The 19,383-nt window shown below is 36.2% G+C and carries 16 protein-coding genes; 6 read left to right on the top strand and 10 right to left on the bottom strand.

The genetic code is table 11. The features are described from left to right. Positions 1–81: 81 nt before the first annotated feature. From GWI68_RS11475 to GWI68_RS11500, 6 genes are all read right to left on the bottom strand, one after another. A complete protein-coding gene (locus tag GWI68_RS11475; RefSeq protein ID WP_227336327.1) occupies positions 82–1,143 on the bottom strand; it encodes a fimbrial protein in 1,062 nt (353 codons plus the stop codon). Between the two features lie 9 nt (positions 1,144–1,152). Further along, positions 1,153–3,663, bottom strand: coding sequence for a fimbria/pilus outer membrane usher protein (locus GWI68_RS11480; protein WP_243733353.1), 2,511 nt, complete (start codon positions 3,661–3,663; stop codon positions 1,153–1,155). Between the two features lie 18 nt (positions 3,664–3,681). Then, the gene (locus GWI68_RS11485) at positions 3,682–4,362 is read right to left on the bottom strand and encodes a molecular chaperone (RefSeq protein ID WP_166540344.1); all 681 of its coding nucleotides are present in this window, start codon (positions 4,360–4,362) and stop codon (positions 3,682–3,684) included. 58 nt (positions 4,363–4,420) lie between these two features. After that, positions 4,421–4,993, bottom strand: a complete 573-nt coding sequence (locus GWI68_RS11490; protein WP_166540345.1) for a fimbrial protein — start codon at positions 4,991–4,993, stop codon at positions 4,421–4,423. A 648-nt stretch (positions 4,994–5,641) separates the two neighbouring features. Further along, the gene (locus tag GWI68_RS20575) at positions 5,642–7,081 is read right to left on the bottom strand and encodes a sigma 54-interacting transcriptional regulator (protein ID WP_279543105.1); all 1,440 of its coding nucleotides are present in this window, start codon (positions 7,079–7,081) and stop codon (positions 5,642–5,644) included. A gap of 58 nt (positions 7,082–7,139) precedes the next feature. After that, a complete protein-coding gene (locus tag GWI68_RS11500) occupies positions 7,140–7,448 on the bottom strand; it encodes a hypothetical protein (protein ID WP_166540346.1) in 309 nt (102 codons plus the stop codon). A gap of 360 nt (positions 7,449–7,808) precedes the next feature. On the opposite strand from GWI68_RS11500, the gene dpaL reads away from it, so the two are divergent. The 4 genes from dpaL to GWI68_RS11520 all read left to right on the top strand — a co-directional run bounded on the left by dpaL (position 7,809) and on the right by GWI68_RS11520 (position 13,272). Beyond that, positions 7,809–9,026, top strand: coding sequence for a diaminopropionate ammonia-lyase (gene dpaL, locus GWI68_RS11505; RefSeq protein ID WP_166540347.1), 1,218 nt, complete (start codon positions 7,809–7,811; stop codon positions 9,024–9,026). A 31-nt stretch (positions 9,027–9,057) separates the two neighbouring features. Continuing rightward, the gene (locus GWI68_RS11510) at positions 9,058–10,242 is read left to right on the top strand and encodes a YgeY family selenium metabolism-linked hydrolase (RefSeq protein ID WP_166540348.1); all 1,185 of its coding nucleotides are present in this window, start codon (positions 9,058–9,060) and stop codon (positions 10,240–10,242) included. A 73-nt stretch (positions 10,243–10,315) separates the two neighbouring features. Further along, on the top strand, positions 10,316–11,902 hold the full coding sequence (locus GWI68_RS11515; RefSeq protein WP_109408563.1) for a D-aminoacylase: 1,587 nt from the start codon (positions 10,316–10,318) through the stop codon (positions 11,900–11,902). A 95-nt stretch (positions 11,903–11,997) separates the two neighbouring features. Continuing rightward, entirely contained in the window at positions 11,998–13,272 is a 1,275-nt protein-coding gene (locus GWI68_RS11520; protein ID WP_166540349.1) for an MFS transporter, read from the top strand. Positions 13,273–13,495: 223 nt separating this feature from the next. Here GWI68_RS11520 and prfH read toward each other — a convergent pair whose 3' ends face one another. The 4 genes from prfH to deoC all read right to left on the bottom strand — a co-directional run bounded on the left by prfH (position 13,496) and on the right by deoC (position 17,056). Continuing rightward, entirely contained in the window at positions 13,496–14,107 is a 612-nt protein-coding gene (gene prfH, locus GWI68_RS11525) for a peptide chain release factor H (protein WP_166540350.1), read from the bottom strand. Continuing rightward, complete coding sequence (locus tag GWI68_RS11530; RefSeq protein ID WP_166540351.1) at positions 14,107–15,243, bottom strand: RNA ligase RtcB family protein; 1,137 nt, start codon at positions 15,241–15,243, stop codon at positions 14,107–14,109. The genes prfH and GWI68_RS11530 overlap by 1 nt, the downstream gene beginning before the upstream one ends. A gap of 312 nt (positions 15,244–15,555) precedes the next feature. Then, the gene (locus tag GWI68_RS11535; RefSeq protein WP_109408567.1) at positions 15,556–16,332 is read right to left on the bottom strand and encodes a DeoR family transcriptional regulator; all 777 of its coding nucleotides are present in this window, start codon (positions 16,330–16,332) and stop codon (positions 15,556–15,558) included. Positions 16,333–16,387: 55 nt separating this feature from the next. Continuing rightward, positions 16,388–17,056, bottom strand: a complete 669-nt coding sequence (deoC, locus tag GWI68_RS11540) for a deoxyribose-phosphate aldolase (RefSeq protein WP_072069516.1) — start codon at positions 17,054–17,056, stop codon at positions 16,388–16,390. Positions 17,057–17,235: 179 nt separating this feature from the next. Between deoC and rbsK the strand changes: the two genes are divergently transcribed. Next, positions 17,236–18,156, top strand: coding sequence for a ribokinase (rbsK, locus tag GWI68_RS11545; protein WP_109408568.1), 921 nt, complete (start codon positions 17,236–17,238; stop codon positions 18,154–18,156). Positions 18,157–18,553: 397 nt separating this feature from the next. Next, complete coding sequence (gene rhaS / locus GWI68_RS11550; protein ID WP_109408569.1) at positions 18,554–19,360, top strand: HTH-type transcriptional activator RhaS; 807 nt, start codon at positions 18,554–18,556, stop codon at positions 19,358–19,360. Positions 19,361–19,383: the final 23 nt, after the last annotated feature.

The following is a 19,383-nucleotide window of genomic DNA, read 5'->3' on the forward strand; positions in this document are numbered from 1 at the left end:
ATTTATTTAAAAAACGCTATTAAATTTAATAGCGTTTTTTTTTGTTTAAAGATAGTGGGTTATTTAATTATCAAAGACTTTTTAATTAAACTCTAATACAAAGTTTGCAGAGGCACTAAGTTTGCCGGGTTTTATCTCATCACCATAACGATAATATTCAGCTTTTAATGGAACACTATTGATCCCACTGGTTAAATCAGCCAGTTTTACAAACTGATTATTAATTAATACCGTATTATCATTTAAAGGGGATGAAACTACAAAGCCTATGCCTTTAGCATTATTCCTATCACCTTCATTATCGGGTTTGATAATCGTTTTTTGTCCATCATAACTGGTGGTGTTGTGTGCCATCAGTTTAATTTTAGCAGAGCTGTTACCTGTACAGTTTATTCTGAGATGATCTTCTACATACTGATTATCGCGAGGAAAACCGATGTCAGAAAATGCGGTAATAGGCATTTTAGGCAAATTCATTTCAAGATTAGTATTTTCTGCACTACAAGATGTTGGTGCACTAATAATATTTACCGATAGACGATAACTAAAACCAACCGCTGTTGTGCCACCACCTGAATTAAACCGATTAATTAATATAGAGCCAATATATTGAGTCGTAAAACGGTGTGATTTAGGATTATCTTTAGTAGAGTAAACAATTACTGTGGCGTCTCTGGTATTAAGTTTAGGTGCATTAACTGGGATTTCTTGTCCAGGTTGGCTTCTAAATGCAAGACCAGATTGGTTTTCGATTAGAACATAAGCATAATCGTCTAAGCCTACTGTAGGGCCATTGCGTACAACATAATATGCGGGCCTACCATCAATATCTCCATAATATGTTGGCATTACACCACTTGCCTCGCTATATGTTGCATAAGCATAAAACTCAGCACCATCTGGGCAATCCGCAACAGCAACATCAGAGCCATCACGTTTAAATGTAAAACGCGCCACCTCTTGATTTTTTTTGACCATTCCTTTTAGTTCAATTGTGCCACCTCTGGCATCCATTGTGCCGTGTTTAATACCGCCGTTATTAACACAATCTGGTGCCGCATGGCTGTAAAATGAGAGAGAAGATAAACTAAGAATAAAAATTAGAAATAATAATTTATTCATCTTATTTTTTAAATTAGTCATTTTATTTCCTTATTTACACTCAGTATCTAAAATATATAAACCATTAACTGGCGCTTTATTATTAATGTCATAAGTTGCGTGACAGGTTTTCTGCTCACCGTGAATAGTCCATGAAACTTGAATGTTGCCTTGTGGTTTATTGGCAACAAAATAGAGTTGATGGAAGCTTGCTACTAATTGTGTATCATCATTATCAATCACGGCTTTAGCGCCCATTGGAATGGTACTTTTATCCGGTGTTTGTAATGTCAGTAGGAATTTAAATCCTTTTTTAGCATCAAAGTCAGCTAACACTAATGCGCCCTTGGTCGGAATAATATTACTAATAATATTATTTGAAATTTCAGTGTTACTCGGGATCGAATTAGTATTCACGCTAATGCTGTTTTTTTGATAAGGAGACATGCCGGAAACAACCGCTAATCCACTATTGTTTGTTTTGATGGATTGGCCATTAACCACTTCTACACCAGAGGTATCCTTGGTCAATATTAATGCGTTTGTCTGTTGTAATGAGGGCGTAAATACCGCGCCATATTGTGTTGCGACTAATGCTCCACTAATGCCGTAATTAATATTTTGTTTATCTTCTGTGTATGAATATCCTGCATTAACGACAGCATTTTGTGCTTTATAAGAGCCATTTAAACCACCACTATAATTAACACCTTTATTGCCATATCCTTGGTAAACATCCCAATTGGCTTGGTTTTTGTCACCATAGGTTCCGCTTAGACGTGCAGTTTGTAAGACTTGGTTATCATTATTAGTCGAAATACCGTAATTAGCCCAAATGTAGTTTTCATTCCATGAAAATGGAATACTAACATTCATACTTAAATCATGACTGTTTTTATTTTTATCGTTATAGCGACTGCCATCATAATAAGTGTAATAAACGCTATAGTTAACTTTATTTATAGAGCTATTAATACCTGCATTATAAGAGTGAACAGTTTTACCATCGACATACTTATAAATAACAGAGTTTAAATTAATTGAAGCACTATTAGAAAATAAAGGCTGATTAATGGAGAATGTATATTCATTTTTTAATCCATTATTGGGATTATATTTTGTGTCCTTGTGTTCCATTGCTTGGGTAAAATTAAGAAAGTTGGCATCGAAATGACGATAGCCGACTAACGAAAGCGTTGTATCTGTAACTGATATATTTTTAGAATAATTTACTCTAACGGCATTACCATGTAATGCATCATTGCCATGATTAGTGGAAGATTGGGCGTAGAGTAAATCGGTCGTGATTGCACCATAGCTACCTAAATTTACGCCTGTACCGACACCAACAGATTGATATTTTTCACCAATAAGTACACCACCATAAAGGGTAACGTAATCGGTTAAACCATAGAAAGCTTCGGTTTGGACAACATAAGCACCATTACCGCTATTGTTACCGTCATATTTACCAGTCGAAAAGCTATATTTTATTTCGCCTTTTCGTTCAAGATTGGCAATAGAAGAAAAGGGGACTATGAAATTTTTCTCAGAACCATCAGCTTCAGTAACGCTAACATGTAAATCTCCACCACTGTTCATCGGATAATAATCAGTGATATTAAAAGGCCCCGCAGGTACACTGCGTTTATAAATAACTTGGCCATTTTGGGTAATAGTAACTATAGATTCTGAATTGGCAATACCAGAAACACTCGGTGCATAAGTTCTATTTTGTGTCGGTGTCATTAATCTATCAGTAACTAATTTAATACCTCTAAATTTTACTGAATCAAACAGTTGTGAAGAAGAATAAAGATCACCAATCATTAATTCACTATTAATACTGGTGATTGCTCTAGAAATCACATTACTTAGCGTATTCCATTTTTTATCGCCATTCTCATTCTTTGTCCAGGTTGAATAGTTATTAAAGCGCCAAGGCCCTAAGTTAACTTGAGTTTGAATATTGCCATAATAACTGTCTGTTGTATTACCATGAGTACGGCTATTGAATGAAGATAAGGCATAGTTAACTAATAATGCAGGAATACCTGAATCCCAATTTTTTATTTCATTTTCTTTTAATCTGTCTTCGTTAACATATAACTGTGGTATTGTTAAAATATATTTTTTTCTATTTAAATCAAGATAGCCACTGGCATTGTTAATATCGTTGAGATTAATAAAATCATTATTTTTGTTTTTATTAATCACATCATAAGGGAGATCAATACCTGCGTTATACCATTCTTCAGCGGAAAGACGAGGTGCTAATATTTTATTACCATTCTCATCTTCCATGAGAATAAAATCAAAATCACGAGTTAATACGCGATTTTTATTCACAAAAAGTGTTACGGTATAACGATCGGGAGCAATACTATTTTCTCTAAAGACATTAAGATCTTCATTGGTAACTTGCTGTGTATTTCCTTCAATATTTAATAAATTAGCAGGATAATAATCGTTTGCAGATGTATTAAAAGAAGCGAATAAAACGCCAACAATAAATAAATTGAGTGGCGATTTATTTAAATAATTATCCATTGTCTTTTTCATATTGAATAATATCTCTTATTATAATGAGAATTCCACTGGAAGGCTTTTTCCAAAATCATCGATATAAAATAATTCTATTTTCTTATTGTTCGAAAGTGTTTTACCTACATTAATCGTTGTTTCTGATTTTGGTAAAAGAAAACTAGGTGTGTTTTCAATCTCTTTACCATCGATTATTAGCTTTCCAATATTAATAAAATAAGGTGATTTATTGGATACTACGAGGTTTTCATTTTTCACATTCCAATTTAATGCTTTTATTTCTTTATCAATATTTGCATTTTTAAGAGATTGAGGTCTGTAGATTAATTTAATTCTATTAGTCATAGAATAGCGAAGTACATTCTCTAAGTTCTCATTACTTGGTGCGACAAATTTAACATTGATCCAATACATAGATTCAATATCATTAGGTAAGGTGGTATTTTTAGTAACTTGTAATGTGTTTTTTTGTTGAGCCATTAATTTAATTAATGGTGGTGTAATAACAAAATCTTGTGTAAGTTTTCCATTAAGATCTTCGACCCAAGATTGTAATAAATAATTAGTATTCTTATCGCTATTAAATGCAACAAATCCTTCATTATTATTACTTTCATTGTAAACAACTCGTGTTGTTTCTAAACCAAATCCAGCAAAGCTAGATGTGATTGAACTAAATATTAAGCCTAGTCCTAACAGCGTTTTTTTTAATATCATTGATAAGTACCTCTTTAATTGAGGCAGGCTAATATAATAATTAACCTGCATTTATTTATTATTGATAAGTCAAAGTATAATTTAATGTTGCATCAGCACGACCAGCTTCAACGTCATTATCAGTGCTGACATATTTGGCAATAAAAGATAATGTTTTAGATTTAAGATCGCCATTATCTTTAATTTCATATTCTTCAGTAAGATTAATATGGTAAGGATCATCTAAATCATCATGATCATAAATATGAATACCAACATTTTTTGCGGTGTTAGGATCATTAGGATTATCTAATGCTAAAATTTGATTAGAACTACTATCTGTTTTACCCTCTAGTTTTAATTTAACTTTACCTTGAGGTGGACAGTTAATTAAAGAGATATCTAATTGACCATTACCGCCAGTTCCGCCCACTTCGCTACCGGCATCGTCAAATTCACTGGTAGCATAGCGCCCCATATTGACGTTACCGTCAGAACCAGTGCCATTTATATCAATGGTGCAAGTTGATGCGTAAATTAAACCAGTAAAAGAAATTTGTCCTGTTTGCTCTTCAGCAGAAACTGTTGCACTTGCCGTTATTGCTGAGATAACGAAAGCCATTGGAAGTAGTTTTTTTGTTAAAATAGGCATTATTGACCCCTAGTGATTGATATAAATAGTGTTTAATTAGTCATATTAAGTGCTATTTACTCTAAGATTAGTTTGTCCTTATTGCTCATAAGTTAACTAAAAGCACCAGTAGATATAAGCAATTCAAAAAGATGGTTCTAATAGAAATATAACCTTAGATAAAATAGCTTTTAGTATTAATCATAAAATTCACAATCAACTCTTATTACTTTGCTTTTTATAATTAATACTAAATCTGGATGTAGAAAATAACTTCAATTTTTGTACAGGTGGATTCTATGTAGTTTATTTAATTATGTCTCATGTACAGTGTTACAAAGTTTTCTTATGTAATTTAGAAAAAACATTAATAAGATAATAAAAATAAAATTATTTATTCTTATTTTTCATATGGTTGGTTTTTTATGTGATGTAAGGAAGAAAGGGAGATAGTTTAAATTTACTTTATGGAAAATATATTTTGTTACAAATAGCATTAATATTAAAATATCATGATGACAATACTTTATAAAAGGTAGTCATTAAAAGAAGAGTTTCTAATAATCTAGATAGAATAATTAGTAGAAATAATTGTTATTAAATCTTTCATTTTTATTTAAATCTTTTGATTAAATTTAAAAGTATTTAAAATTTCATCTTAAATACTTTTTATCGTATTTTCATTTTCCTATATAAAGTGGCAATGCTTATTCCTAAGATTTCTGCCGCTTTCTTTTTTCCTTCCAATGTTGTTCCCGTTTTTTCTAATATGCTCATAATGGTTTGATACTCTGATGTTAAGCTTTTAGTTTTGAGAAGTTCTTGTGTGTTTAAAGATTGAGTTTGATGTTCGTGGGGGGGATTAGTCTTGGTATAGACACGACTAAAATTTTCTTTTTCTAAAATATCACCATGAGAAGTCTCTAACAGGTAAGGCGGAAGGTGGCTGAGATTTAAATCGACGGTATCGCCTTGCATAACATACATATATTCAATCACATTGCGTAACTCGCGAATATTACCCGGCCAATCATAGGAATATAAGTAGTTAATAATAACATTGGGGATCTTCGTGGAGGGCCTTTGATAGGTTAAAGCCAGATCATCAGCAAAGAATTGTGCTAGCTCTGCAATATCTTCTCTGTGATCACGTAATGCTGGTGTATGGATCGGAACAACATTGAGACGATAAAATAGATCTTCACGAAATTGGCCTTTATTTACCATTTCACGCAGATCTTTGTTTGTGGCGGCAATAATACGCACATCAATATTAATTAGATTATTAGAGCCAACACGGGTAATGCTTTTTTCTTGAAGTACGCGTAAAAGTTTGGCTTGTAAATGTAAAGGCATATCACCAATTTCATCAAGAAATAGGCTACCACCATGAGCTAATTCAAATTTACCAATACGTCCTTTTGGATCAGCACCACTAAAGGCGCCACGTACATAACCAAAAAGCTCACTTTCTAAGAGTTGTTCAGGAATGGCTGCACAGTTAATAGTAATAAAGGGCTGCTTTGTGCGTAGGCTTTGTTGATGAATAGTATAAGCGACCACTTCTTTACCTGAGCCACTTTCTCCTGTGATAAGCACACTAGCATGACTTACGGCAACTTTACTTAACATACTTTTTAAGTGAAGCATGTTTTGTGAATTGCCAATTAAAGGAGAGTGGGGGTTTTCATCAACGGAAAGGGTATTTACCTGCGTCATATAATCACGAGCATCATGAAAGATAACCATGGTAAGTTGGTCATTATCAACCGATGAAAAGGTGATTTTTTTACACAGAACGTGATAGCGTTGCTGGTTTAATATCAGCCACGCTTCTTCATCACCATAAAGGATATCGCCCGTCATATCGATATCAAGAGACTGACCAATAAGCTCACAATCAAAAAAACGCAAAGCAGAAAGATTGGCGTGCCAAATTTTACCTTGGCTATCAATAGCAATTACCCCTCTATCCATCACATCAATTAAATTTCGAAAAGTGCCAAATCGCTCTTGTTCACGAAGCCTTTCAAGGCATTCAAAAATACGGCTTGAGATCATTTCTGAAAACTGTTCGATAAAGGTGATAAAAGCTTGTTTCTGCTTCATCAAAAACATTTTCTGTTCTCGGTTAGAACAGATAATTCCAATTACACCAATAACTTGGTTATTCAGAAAAATAGGGGGCATTAAGATCAAGCTCTTCAGTGCAGGTTAAGCGATTTTGACAGAGTTGACAGAGGCTATTTTCTTTCGGATCTTCAATCAAAATAGTCTTTTGTACTTGCAGCACATGGCGATAAATATGTCCATTATTGGAGACATCTTGATTAAGCATATAACGGTAACGCCCTGTACCTGCAATACGAATTAAATTGTTATCAATAATTTCAACATCAGTGCCAGTGATCCCCGCAATGGCATCGGTATATTTGCTGATTTCATCTTGCAGTGTACTAAGTAATGAGTGCATCACATTCTCACCTTAAAATTATCATTATTGATAATAAATTATCATCATCTATTTTTGATGTTTATTTAATTGTTATTTATCAATTTGTTGCTTTTATTTTGTATAAAGCTCACACAGTTTCTTATTATTGATAATTTATCAGCTAAATAAAACCGTCTAGATCACAGCTTTTCTGTCTCAAGAATTTTCCTCCTTAATCACTAAAACAATAAATATATTTAAAATCAATTAATTATGTTTTTATTGGATGCTTTTTGAGTGAGTTGGCATACATATTGCGATATAGGGAATAACCCTATGTATTCCGATTAATCGCGATATTGGGTTATCGCGAATTTTAAAGTGTGATTAAGAGGTAATTCCATGCAGGAGCAATTGCAGTACCTGATTAACCAAAGTTCATTTACGCGAAAACCAACCGCGGAGCTTGCCCCTTTTCATTATGACGAGTTAGCTAAAGCGTTAGATTTTCACCGAACTATTCCAGGATACGCACCTACACCGTTATTTCATTTACCCCAGTTAGCTAAAACTTTTGGGGTTGGTGAATTATATCTCAAAGATGAATCTTTCCGTTTTGGTTTAAAGGCGTTTAAAGCGTTAGGTGGTGCTTACGCGATGGCGCGCCATATTGCTGATTTCCTCGAAATGGACATAAGTGAATTACCTTATGAAGTAATGATCAGTGATGAGATCAGGAAAAAGTTAAATGGCGTAACTTTTGCGACAACCACTGACGGGAATCATGGACGTGGCGTTGCTTGGATGGCAAGACAGTTAAAGCAAAAAGCAGTGGTCTATATGCCAAAAGGATCATCACAAGAACGTTTGGATGCCATTTTACGAGAAGGTGCAGTCGCTGAAATCGTTGATATGAACTATGACGATGCAGTGAGAATGACGGCGGAAATGGCTGAAAAATATGGCTGGATCGTGGTTCAAGATACTGCATGGGATGGCTATGAAGAGATCCCTCTATGGATCATGCAAGGCTATGGCACTTTAATGCTGGAATCTCTCGCGCAATTACATGAAGTACCACCGACGCATATTTTTGTGCAAGCCGGCGTGGGCTCTTTTGCGGGTATGGTGCAAGGCATGGTAACCGCTGCTTATGGCAAACAAGCCCCAAAAGTGATTGTGGCAGAAGCACGTATTGCCGACTGTTTATATCAATCTGCCGTATCAGGAAAAGCGGATGCCATTCCTGTTGGCGGAGATTTGCAAACCGTTATGGCGGGGCTTGCTTGTGGTGAAGCGAATAGTATTGGTTGGAATTTATTACGCGATTATTCAGCGGCATTTTTCTCTTGCCCTGATGCCGTCGCAACTAGGGGAATGCGGATTTTAGGAAACCCTTTACCCGGTGATCCGCACATCATTTCTGGTGAATCTGGCGCTGTGACAACAGGGTTGCTCTCTATTTTAATGCAATCACCGGTTTATCAAAGCGTGAAAGAAGAGCTGGGATTAGATGAAAATGCAAGAGTGCTTGTGATCAGCACTGAAGGTGACACAGATCCTGAGCGTTATCGCGATATCGTGTGGGATGGTGAGTTGCCTAGCTTCAAACAATTTTAAAAAACAAATAAGTCTTTTGGAGTGAAAAAGTATGTTATCAGCAAACCGATTTGATGAAGTTATTAAGAATTGCCAATTATTAATCCAACAAAAAAGCTATTCAGGTGAAGAAGGTAACGTTGTTAAAGTCATAGAAGAGATGATGAAAAGCTATGATTTTGATGATATTCATATTGATAAATACGGCAATATTATTGGTGGGATTATAGGCCAACATCCAGGGAAAACCCTTATTTTTGATGGTCATATCGACACTGTACCGGTAAGTGAGCATGACTGGAAAGAAAAACCTTATGGTGCAGAAATAAAAGACGGCAAGATTTATGGTCGTGGTACTAGTGATATGAAAGGTGCTGTGGCTGCAATGATTTCGGCAATTGGTTTTTATGGCCAAGATAATCAGCGAAATTTTGCTGGCCGTATTTATGTTTCTTGTATTGTGCATGAAGAATGCTTTGAAGGTGTGGCAGCAAGACTGGTTTCAGAGCGCTATAAACCCGATTACGTGGTGATTGGTGAAGCCTCAGAATTAAACCTGAAAATAGGCCAACGAGGTCGAGCCGAAATTGTTGTTGAAACCTTCGGTAAGCCAGCACACTCCGCTAATCCAGATGCGGGGATCAATTCTGTTTATAAAATGGCAAAATTGATCGAGAAGATCAGAGCCTTAACGCCACCAGTTCATCCGATATTAGGAAAAGGGATCTTAGAACTGACGGATATAAAATCCTCACCTTATCCTGGTGCTTCGGTTGTACCCGAATATTGTCGAGCCACTTATGATCGCCGTTTGTTAGTGGGTGAAACTAAAGAACAAGTACTCGCACCATTACAAAAAGCAATTGACGAACTGGCTAATCAAGATGCTGATTTTAAAGCTAAAGTCTCTTATGCCTATGGTACTGAAAAATGTTACACCGGTGCCATTATTGAAGGTGAACGTTTCTTCCCAGGTTGGGTATTAGAAGAGAGTGATCCTTATGTACAAAGCGTTTTAACAGGGCTACATGAGTCGGGCTTTAAACCTACTGTTACACAATACTCTTTCTGTACTAATGGCAGTCATTACGCGGGTGAAGCCGGCATTAAAACTATTGGTTTTGGTCCATCTCGCGAAAATTTGGCGCACACCATTGATGAGTATATCGAAATTGAACAACTAAAAGGTGCAGCAAGCGGTTACTACAGCATTATGAACAGCCTTTATCACCTTTAATTCTTACTAAAATAAATCCTTACTAGAAGAGTATCTGGCGAAATAGCCAGATGCTCTTTGGAGAAATAACAGAATGAAAACAATATTTAAAAATGCCACTGTTATTGATGGAACAGGGGCAAGTGCATTTCAAGCTGATGTCGTGGTTAATGAAGGCAAAATAATAAAAATCGGTCAGTGTGATGCAAAAACAAATGATCAAATAATTGATGCTACTGGAAAGATAGTCTGCCCTGGTTTTATTGATACGCATACTCACTCTGATCTTTCTGCACTACTTAATCCCGCATTATCGGCAAAGATCCGTCAAGGGATCACCACGGAATTGTTAGGGCAAGATGGTGTCGCGTTAGCACCATTGCCAGAACAGTATATTTCTGCATGGCGTAAGAATATTGCAGGATTAGATGGAGATTCTGACAGTATTGATTGGCATTTTAAAAATACTGAAGGTTACTTAGGGATGTTGGAAGCTAGAGGCTCAGCAACTAATCTCGCTTACCTTGTGCCTCATGGCAATATCAGAATGGAAGCAATGGGATTAGAAGGTAATCCCTCTACTCGTGAAGATGTCGCCAAAATGTGCGAGATCTTAGAGCGTGAATTAAAAGCTGGGGCATTTGGTTTATCAACAGGATTGATTTATATGCCTTGCGCCTTTGGCGATACCGCAGAAATGATCGAACTTTGCAAGGTTACCGCGAAGCACAATGGTATTTTTGTGGTTCACCAGCGTAGTGAAGCTGACGATATTATTCAGTCTACTCAAGAGCTTATTGATATCGCTAAAGCATCGGGTGTTTGGTTGCATATCTCTCATATGAAAGTGTGTGGTAAGAAAAACTGGGGATTAATCGATGAAATGCTCGGTATGTTAGAGCAAGCCCAAAAAGAGGGTATTCGTATCTCTTTTGACCAATATCCGTATGTGGCAGGCAGTACCATGCTTGGGGTGATTTTACCGCCTTGGGTTCACGCAGGAGGTACAGAGAAATTATTAGAACGCTTAGCTTCTCCTGAACTGCGTAAAAAGATGATTGAAGATATCGAAAAAGGCATTCCGGGTTGGGATAACTTTATTGATTTCGCAGGATTAGAAAATATTTATGTCACTAGCTCTAAAACAGAAAAAAACCAAGATGCTGTTGGGCTTAGCCTTGTCGAGCTAGGCAAATTGAGAGGTAAAGATCCCTATAACGCAACCTTTGACCTGCTATATGAAGAAGAAAATGCGGTAGGAATGGTGGATTTTTACGGTACAGAAGAGCACGTTATCAAATTCTTATGTCGTCCTGAACAAAACGTCTGTACTGATGGATTAATGGGCGCAGGGAAACCTCATCCCCGTGTATTTGGTGCTTTCCCTCGTGTTTTAGGGAAATACGTCAGAGAAGAAAAATGCCTTACTTGGGAACAAGCTATCCGCAAAATGACCGGTAAACCAGCGGAAGTCCTTCGATTAACCGACAGAGGTTTAATTAAAGAAGGGTATGCGGCAGACATTGTGATGTTTGATCCTGAAACCATTATTGATAAAGGCACGTTTGTTGAACCAAACCAATACCCAGAAGGGATTGATCTGGTGATGGTCAATGGGCGTATTGCTTTAATTAATGGAGTCGAAAGTTACGCCTGTAGCGGTCATGTTTTAAGAGCATAACAACACAATAGCGCTCTTAAACGTTAAATCTTATCTCTGTTTATCACGGTTGTTCTTCAACCGTGATGGTTTCCCCTTACCTGAGGAACAGGAAAATGAGTTCAAATATTATTCCAGATCTTCAACAGAAGAAAACATGGAAAGCTCGTTACACCGTTTTATCTTTGATTTGGTTAGCATGGTTACTTTCATTCTTAGATAGAATGGTGATGAGCGTTTCGTTACCTTTTATTGGGCGTGATCTTAATCTTGATACCACTCAACAAGGCTTAATCATCAGTGCATTCTTTGTCGGTTATGCTGCATTCCAAATACCGGGTGGTTTCTTAGCTGACCGTTTTGGTGCGCGTAAAATTATGGCAATTGGTATCGCTTGGTGGTCAGTATTTACCAGTTTAACGGGGATGGTGTTTACATTACCGTTAATGTTAGCAGTGCGATTCTTATTTGGTATTGGTGAAGGCTGTTTCCCATCCGCTTCTTGGAAAATGATCTCAACTTATTTCCCATCTAAAGAGCGTGGTCGTGCTACTGCAATTCAATCAACAGTAAATACTTTAGGGCCAGCATTAGCCGTCATTGTTGCAGCCAGCATTATCGGCGCTTTTGGCTGGCACATGGTCTTTATTGTCTTAGGTATTCCGGGCTTATTAATTGCCGCAGGTATCTACTTCTTTACTCGTGATAATCCCAAAGATCACCCAAGTATTACTCAGCAAGATCTCGATGAATTAGCGGCAGATGGTACATTAACGGATAAACCTGTTGAAGCCGTACCTTTTAAAGATGTGTTAAAAATGCCCGTATTATGGCAAATGGCAGCGATTTGGTTTCTGTTTGATATTACCTTTTGGGGATTTTCAACTTGGTTACCAAGCTATTTAATTACTGTTCGTGAATTCTCTTTGGCTAAAACCGGGGTAATGGCAGCTATTCCATTCTTATTTGGTGCTGGTGGGACATTATTAGGTGGTTATGTTTCTGATAAATGTAAATCACAGCGTAAATGGTTATATATGGTTACCGCAGTGATTGCAGCAGGCTTCTTATATATGACTTATACCGTTGAAAGTGCGGATATGGCTGTTGTATATCAGTGTATTTCAGCATTATTTATGTTCTTCGCCATGGCAATGTTCTGGGGTATTTTAATGGATACTATCCCAAATAAAATCATGGGCCGTGCTTCGGGAATTGTTAACTTCGGTGGCCAAATGGCGGGTGTTGTTTCTGCTCCCGTTATGGGCTTCTTAATTAAAGCGAGTGGTGGCAGTTATGATAGTGCATTTATGTTTATGATAATTGCATTAGTCGCCTCTGCTGTTGTGACGTTCACTGTTAAAATGAGAAATACACCTGCAGAAATTTAATTAATCAGTATTAATAACGTTTATATTTGAATAAGTGTGATGTTATTAAAATAAATAAGATTAATTAAATAGAATAAATATCTTAACTGTAAGATTTATTTATTAAAATTCACTATACGCTTTATTGATTTTTTAAATTAAAAAATCTTATTGTAGGGTCTTTTTGTCTTAAAAAAAGCCACGATAAAAAAATCGTGGCTTTGCTTTTGTTAGATTAATAACATTATTTGCTTATAAGCACAAAGTCATTACCACTAAAACAGAGTGTAGCATCACCTCTGATCACTCGATGATGAGCAATATGGCGTTGACTATTTAATGAGGCGTGTTGCTTCATCATATAAGCTTCTAAATGCCATGCAATAAGTTGCTTAGCGAGCTTTTTATTAGCGTGCTGACTACGTTCTGATTGCACTTTTACACTAATACCTGTGGCAATATGTGTTGCTCTGACCGCCGATTCTGTTTTGTTAACATGCTGACCACCGGGGCCATTTGAACGCATAGTTTCAAAGACAATTTCTGTGTCGCTAATTTCATCTGGTTGTTCAAAACAAGCAACACCAATAAACCAGTTTTTACGCTTATGTCGTGGTCGTAACGTGCTTGTACATTGCCATTGCACTGAACCTGCCCACTGTTGTGCAATAGCTTGTGCATCACTACCTTCAAGAGAAACTAACGCAGATTTTAAGCCATGACGTGAAGGTTCTTTTTCAAGAACAGTAACGTTCACTTGCTGTTTTGTCGTTGATTTCAAAAAGTAATTTAAGGCTTTTTCAACGGCTAAACAGCACTCTTCAGGACCTTGTGCGGAGGTGAATTGTAATAACATTACGCCATCTCCCCACTTGTTTTATAGGTGATCACGGGTTTTAAACGTGCAATAACTTCGATTAATCCAATGCTGACCATACTTTCAATCACGGTTTCAATTGATTTATAAGATTGTGGTGCTTCTTCATAAATCAGTTGTTTGTTGGCACAAATAATACGGCTACCTAATGCAGTTCGTGAAAGTTGTAAGGGCGTAAAACGGTGTGATAAACGCCCTTTACACTCTGTACGCATCCATTTTCTGCCTGCGCCATGTGGTAATGAATGAAGGCTTAATTCAGACACAATGGGCTTAACAATATAACTGTAGTCACCGCGTGATCCTGGAATAACCACCATATCGTGATGTGCTGGTGTTGCACCTTTTCGATGTAACCAGCCTTGTTGACCATATAACTCACAAGGCTCTACAAGATTATGATTAACATCAGAAATAACTTCACCTTGAGTACGAATTTGGCGCATCATTCTTTCACCAATAAGGCGGCGATTTAGCTTTGCATAATCAAGTGCTTTATTGTGAGCTTGCAAATATTCATTTGCATCTTCGGTGTTAGCAGCCAGTCCTTTATGACCAAACTGTTCTGTATGGGCACGTAAGATAGATTGTCCTAAACCTCTTGAGCCACTGTGGACTAATAGCAATAACTGTTTTTTATTGATACCACTTTCAGCAAAAAGCGTTTCATTGATCACTTGGTCGATTTGTTGGAATTCAGCAAAATGATTACCACCACCAATAGAGCCTAAAGAGCCAGCAAAAGAGTGGTTTTGCATTTCAGTTGGTAGATGAGCTTCTAACCATTCTGAAGGTGCGATATCACTCATTTCACTCAACTGTTTTTCTGCTTTATCTAAGTTAAGTTTGCTGTTTTTAAATTCCGTTTGAAAGAGCGTCATACCACAGCCGATATCATTTCCGACTAAGGCAGGATAAAAACGATTAACAGAAAAAAAGGCTGCGCCGATAGGATAACCACGACCAGGATGTAGATCTGGCATACCTGCGACATAAGTCATATCAGGAAGTTGAGCCGTTGTTTCTAATTGTTGGATTGCTTTGCTTTCAATCCAAGTATTATCCGATGCGATATAACAAACGCTATCAGATAAATAATGAACACACTTGTCCATATACCAATCCATATAATGTAAAGGATAAAAAATAAATTGATTGGCGGACAGCAAAAAGAAGGAAAAAAGATTACTTCTGAGATTGTCCGCAAAGAGTATTCATATTTGTAGTTGTCATGGGATACCTCCTTGCAGTTAAGTGAAATGGATAAGAAATAATAAATCGCGGGCATAGTAACCACTTTTTTTTGCATTAGCAATTAAAAAGTGGTGTGAATTTTCTTTATTTTTATAAAAGAGAATAAATATAATTTATTTAATTTAAGGTTGATTTTTCTTTATTATCTATTTTAGTTAGTTCTCTACTTTTAATTAATAAATCACTTTTACTGAGCTTTTTCGGCAATAATCTTCGTAATCATCTGTTAATTTTCTATCAGTGATAACAACATCAAACTGAGCTAAATCGCCCATGTTGCCTGTCGCTGTTTCATCAAAATAGTGATATTTGGTGAGTAAAATTTTACGAATAGATTTATCCATCGCTTTTTTCTTCATATAAAGATCGTCGATGTTATAGCAGGTAACGCCAAAATCGAGATGAACACCTTCAGCTGAAATAAAGGCTTTCTTAGGATTAATGCTATCAAGATAAGAAGGTTGGGTAGGATTGTAGAATGAATCACTTTTAGGGCGATATTCACCTCCGCAGAGTAATACGGTGGCATTTTTCTTCTGGCTTAATGCCAAAAATACACGATGAGAATAACAGATCCCTGTGAAATGCAGATTATCAGGAATAAGTTCAATTAGTGTCGGAATTAATTGTCCGTTATCGAAAAAAAGGACATCACCTTCAGAGACCATACCGGCGGCAAGATTGGGTATATGAAGTTCTTCTGTTTGATCCGGTGTAATAATATCGGATGATGTTGAAACTAATCCAAAATGAGGCTGGGCTAATGCAACAATATAGCCACCCAATAATGACATTGGAAATGGATTTTCAGCGTCAGAACTAAGATCACGCCTAATTGTCATTTCAGAAACTTCAAGGATCCTCGCGGCGTCTTTAAGATGTATGCGACCTGAGCGTTTTATACATTCACTGAGGCGGCGCAAACGTTCGTGCTGTTTGGTCTCTATCACCGAAGGATCCTTGTGTTATTGAATAGCGTACTCCAAGAAAATATACGCTAAATAATTAGTAGTTTGATTCAGGCGCATCTGAATCTGTTGCGATAGCGACGCTTGCGCTAGCACCGATACGCGTTGCACCTGCTTTGATCATGTTTAATGCTGTTTGGCGATCGCGAACACCACCAGACGCTTTTACGCCCACTTCGTCACCTACTGTTTTACGCATTAATGCAACATGATGTTCTGTGGCGCCCATTGTACTGTATCCTGTTGATGTTTTCACAAAATCAACGCGGATCTCACGACACATTTCACAAACTAAACGTACTTCGTCGTCAGTTAATAAGCAAGTTTCTAAAATAACTTTCAGTGTTGTGTTACCACAAGCCGCTTTTACAGCTTCAATATCTTGTTTGACGAAGTCTAAACGACCGCTTTTTAACATACCGATGTTTATAACCATATCGACTTCTTGTGCGCCTTGGCGGATAGCTTCAGCGGCTTCAAATGCTTTTGTTGCAGTTAAACCAGCACCAAATGGGAAGTCAATAACACAACATACTTTTACATCGCTCCCTTCAAGGCAAGTTCTTGCTAAAGGGATGTAAGAAGTGTTAATACAAACAGAGAAGAAACCGTGTTCAGCTGCTTCAGCACACAATTTCTTGATTTGTGCTTCAGTTGTATCTGCAGCAAGAAGGGTATGATCGATATAATTAGCTAATGGACGCATTGTATATTCCTTAATAAGAAGATTGTTATTTATCACTCATGTTAGTTTGGCAACATATTAGTGCTGTTTTAACGGGATAACAATCACAAATGATATTTAAATAACATGATACTGTTATACATCTATCAAAATGTCACTATTTTCACATTTATAAATTTTACATAAGAGTAAGAGGCGCTATGGATATCGCAGTGATTGGTTCAAATATGGTGGATTTGATCACCTATATAGATAGGATGCCAAAAGAGGGTGAAACCCTTGAGGCGCCAGCATTTAAAATTGGTTGTGGTGGTAAAGGAGCAAATCAAGCGGTTGCTGCTGCTAAATTAAATTCAAAAGTGATGATGTTAACAAAAGTCGGCGATGATATTTTCGCGGATAACACCATCATGAATTTAGGATCTTATGGCATCAATACACGTTATGTTGAAAAAGTACCAGGTACAACAAGTGGTGTTGCACCTATTTTTGTGACTTCCCAATCGTCAAATAGCATTTTAATTGTTAAAGGTGCTAATCAGCATTTGTCGCCAGAAGATATTGATAGAGCGACCGATAGTCTGAAAAAATGCAAAATAATTGTACTGCAATTAGAAATCCCACTTGAAACGGTCTATCACGCCATTGAGTTTGGTAACAAACACCATATTCCTGTGTTATTTAACCCTGCACCCGCTTCAAAAGCATTAGATCTTGATATTGCTGCCCGTTGTGATTTTTTTGTTCCGAATGAAACAGAGCTTGAAATTTTGACAGGTATGCCAATCACCACAATGGATGAAATTCGCGAAGCCGCTTGTTCTTTACTACAAAAAGGCTTTAAGAATGTCATTGTCACATTAGGTGAAAAGGGCGCATTATGGATGAATGGTGACATTGAAAAATACATTCCTGCTATTGAAGTTGATGCGATAGATACCAGTGGAGCAGGTGATGCTTTTATTGGTTGTTTTTCCCATTATTATGTTCACACTAATAATATTGAAGAAGCATTAAATAAAGCGGTGATGTTTTCAGGTTTAAGTGTTGCAGGAAAAGGCACACAATCTTCTTATCCGAGTATTGAAGAATTTGGGCAGTTTTTAGGAAATAAAAAATAACGGTTAATTTTATCTTGAATATTATCTTATTCTGATTATTTAATCGTTTAAGCCACATTGTTATCATTTCCCTCATCTATATAGGTGAGGGAATATCGGTTAAATCGAGCAATAATTAAGTGAGAAAATAAGATTTAATACATTATTAATTGCCTGTGACTTCACAAATTTATTAATTTATGAGGCTATTCTTTGATTTTTTGCCAAAAATAAAAGCTTCTTGTCTGAATGTTAAAGGTGATTTTTATTTTTACTGCTTAGAATTAGTTGTTCTTATTATTTTACCTAGCAGTCCACTTTATTTTATATTTTTATTTTTCAACCGTATTTTTCAAAAGTATTTCTTAATAAAAGAATTATTTGAGAAAGTAAATAATAATTATGCTAAGGGGGCTAAATGAAATTATACAGTGAAGATTATTTTTCAGCACCAAATCAACCTATAGCTGTAGAGCCTAGGATGCCACAACCGATATTTCCTGAACATACTCATGATTTCAGTGAAATATTTATTGTTACGCAAGGTATTGGATTACATGTCCTTAATGGCCGACCTTATACATTATGTCCAGGAACGGTTTGTTATATTAAATCTGAGGATTACCATTTATTTGATAATGTTTCAGGTTTGAATTTAACGAATGTTCTATATCGCTCTATATCAGAGTTTAAATATTTAAATAATATTAATCAATTTCTTCCTGTAAATAATAAAGATAAAGGTTCACATTGGCTATTAAATAAAACTAATTTTATAAAATCACAAAAAATAATAGATAAATTAAGTAAAGTGACAGGAAATGACATTGCTGAAGAAGAAAGTCTATTTTTTCAATTGTTAGTGACGTTACAAGAAGGAAAATATAATACTATAACGGATGGAAGTAATGAGCAAAAAATGATGCAAGTATTACGCTGGTTAAATATGAATTATCTAGAAGTTGTTGATTGGGCTGTTCTTGCTGAGAAGTACGATATTTCATTACGAACACTCCATCGGCATATTAAAAATCATTTAGGGCTATCCCCTCAAAATTATCTAATGAAATTAAGGCTATCAGATGCTTATTATAAAATTCGTTTTTCGGATGAACGTATTACTGATATTGCCTTGAATTGTGGTTTTAATGATAGCGCCTATTTCTCTACCTGTTTTAAAAATGAGTACAATGTCACACCCAGAGCGTTACGTTATTGCACATAAAATGCTATCTAGCAATGATGTTT

Origin of the sequence: Proteus sp. G2669, from assembly GCF_009915245.1 — a bacterium.
GTDB lineage: Bacteria > Pseudomonadota > Gammaproteobacteria > Enterobacterales > Enterobacteriaceae > Proteus.

Bases quoted from the DNA above. Each gene is read 5' to 3' on its own strand.
- rhaS (WP_109408569.1), top strand. From the start codon at position 18,554: ATGAAATTATACAGTGAAGATTATTTTTCAGCACCAAATCAACCTATA.
- GWI68_RS11510 (WP_166540348.1), top strand. From the start codon at position 9,058: ATGTTATCAGCAAACCGATTTGATGAAGTTATTAAGAATTGCCAATTA.
- GWI68_RS11475 (WP_227336327.1), bottom strand. From the start codon at position 1,143: ATGACTAATTTAAAAAATAAGATGAATAAATTATTATTTCTAATTTTT.
- GWI68_RS11515 (WP_109408563.1), top strand. From the start codon at position 10,316: ATGAAAACAATATTTAAAAATGCCACTGTTATTGATGGAACAGGGGCA.
- GWI68_RS20575 (WP_279543105.1), bottom strand. From the start codon at position 7,081: ATGAAGCAGAAACAAGCTTTTATCACCTTTATCGAACAGTTTTCAGAA.
- deoC (WP_072069516.1), bottom strand. From the start codon at position 17,056: ATGCGTCCATTAGCTAATTATATCGATCATACCCTTCTTGCTGCAGAT.
- GWI68_RS11520 (WP_166540349.1), top strand. From the start codon at position 11,998: ATGAGTTCAAATATTATTCCAGATCTTCAACAGAAGAAAACATGGAAA.
- dpaL (WP_166540347.1), top strand. From the start codon at position 7,809: ATGCAGGAGCAATTGCAGTACCTGATTAACCAAAGTTCATTTACGCGA.
- GWI68_RS11480 (WP_243733353.1), bottom strand. From the start codon at position 3,663: ATGAAAAAGACAATGGATAATTATTTAAATAAATCGCCACTCAATTTA.
- rbsK (WP_109408568.1), top strand. From the start codon at position 17,236: ATGGATATCGCAGTGATTGGTTCAAATATGGTGGATTTGATCACCTAT.
- GWI68_RS11485 (WP_166540344.1), bottom strand. From the start codon at position 4,362: ATGATATTAAAAAAAACGCTGTTAGGACTAGGCTTAATATTTAGTTCA.
- GWI68_RS11490 (WP_166540345.1), bottom strand. From the start codon at position 4,993: ATGCCTATTTTAACAAAAAAACTACTTCCAATGGCTTTCGTTATCTCA.
- GWI68_RS11530 (WP_166540351.1), bottom strand. From the start codon at position 15,243: ATGGACAAGTGTGTTCATTATTTATCTGATAGCGTTTGTTATATCGCA.
- prfH (WP_166540350.1), bottom strand. From the start codon at position 14,107: ATGTTATTACAATTCACCTCCGCACAAGGTCCTGAAGAGTGCTGTTTA.